The organism is Nocardia sp. NPDC004718, from assembly GCF_053601535.1.
The window spans coordinates 1-1600 of record NZ_JBSGCA010000149.1 but is presented as its reverse complement, the minus strand read 5'-3'; the positions used below and the strand labels follow the sequence as shown (position 1 = coordinate 1600).

Annotated in this window: 1 protein-coding gene; it reads left to right on the top strand. The window is 65.9% G+C overall.

Translation table 11 applies throughout. The features are described from left to right. Positions 1 to 121: 121 nt before the first annotated feature. Positions 122 to 1570 carry an NF041680 family putative transposase gene (locus ACWEH3_RS36025; RefSeq protein ID WP_450026927.1) on the top strand — a complete coding sequence of 483 codons (1449 nt, stop codon included), beginning with the start codon at positions 122 to 124 and terminating at the stop codon, positions 1568 to 1570. Positions 1571 to 1600: the final 30 nt, after the last annotated feature.

The following is a 1600-nucleotide window of genomic DNA, read 5'->3' as shown; positions in this document are numbered from 1 at the left end:
TAGCTTGAGTTTTAACCTCACCTCTGAGCTGGGTTCTCAATACCCCGGGTGATCATGGGTGAAGCCCTTGGTTGATCATGTCTCCCTGCGACAGAAAGACTTTCGATAACCAAGGGCTTCGGTGAACAGTGTGCACGACACCGGCTGCGCCGGTGCGGTCGGGGAGCTGTCGGCGTTCCGGCAGGAGTTGTATCGGTGCCTGCCCCGGCGGGCGGACGCGGTATTCGATGTGGTGGACGCGGTGTTGTGCGCGGACGGGCCGGTGCGGTCATTGCCGGAGCTGTCACTGGTCGGCGAGCATCGCCGGGGCCACGGCAGCGTCTATGCGGCACTGGACCGTGGTCGGATCGACATCGCACGATTACGGCGGGCACTGGTCTCGGTGCCACTGCCGCGGGCCGCGGACGGTCGGTTGGTGCTGGCGGTGGACATCACCTCCTGGTTGCGACCGGAAGCGCATACCTGCCCGCAGCGGATACTGTGTCACACCTACGGGCGTGCCAAGAACACCCATCAGATGATTCCCGGCTGGCCGTACTCGGTGGTCTGCGCCTTGGAATCAGGGCGTAGTTCTTGGACCGCGCCACTGGATGCGGTGCGGCTGGCACCCGGTGACGAGGCCGCCACGGTGACCGCGGACCAGTTGCGCACCGTGATCGGCAACCTGATCGAGGCCGGGCACTGGCGAGGGGGTGATCCGGATATCTGGATCGTCGCCGATGCCGGCTACGACGCACCCCGGCTGGCGTTCCTGCTGGCAGATCTGCCCGTGGCCGTGCTGGGCCGTATGCGGTCGGACCGGGTCCTGCGCCGCCGCGCACCCGCATGGCAGCCCGGGACGACCGGACGCCCACCAAGGCACGGCGGGGAGTTCGTCTTCGGCGATCCCGCGACCTGGGGTGAGCCCGACACAGCCGTCACGACCGACACCCGCCTCTACGGACCGGCAACAGCACGGTCATGGAATCGCTTGCACCCCAGGCTTACTCACCGGTCATCCTGGACTTCCCAGGCCGGGAAACTGCCGGTGCTCGACGGCACCGTGATCCGACTCGACGTCGACCGGCTGCCCAGTGGCGCCATCCCAAAACCGGTGTGGTTGTGGCATTCGGTCGTCGATCTGGATGCCGCCGAGGTCGATGTGCTGTGGCAGGCATTTCTGCGGCGGTTCGATATCGAGCACACCTTCCGCCTGTTCAAACAAACCCTCGGCTGGAACGTCCCGAAACCCCGCGACCCCGCCGCCGCGGATAGATGGACCTGGCTGCTCCTGGCCGCCTACACCCAGCTGCGCCTTGCTCGTGAACTCACCGTCGACATCCGGCGGCCGTGGGAGAAACCCGCAGCCCCACAACGACTTACACCAGCACGTGTCCGTCGAGGTTTTCGGCACCTCCGCCGGAAAGCAGCCTGTCCCGCCAGTGCACCGAAACCCTCCCGCCCCGGACCCGGTCGACCAGCCGGCCACCGCAACCAGCGTCCGGCACCCCGCTACGACGTGCACATCAAAACACCCAGCAACCAGAAGCCATCCAAACCCGCCGGGCCACGACCCCGCCGAACAGGATAAAAACCCAGCTCAGAGGTTAAAACTCAAGCT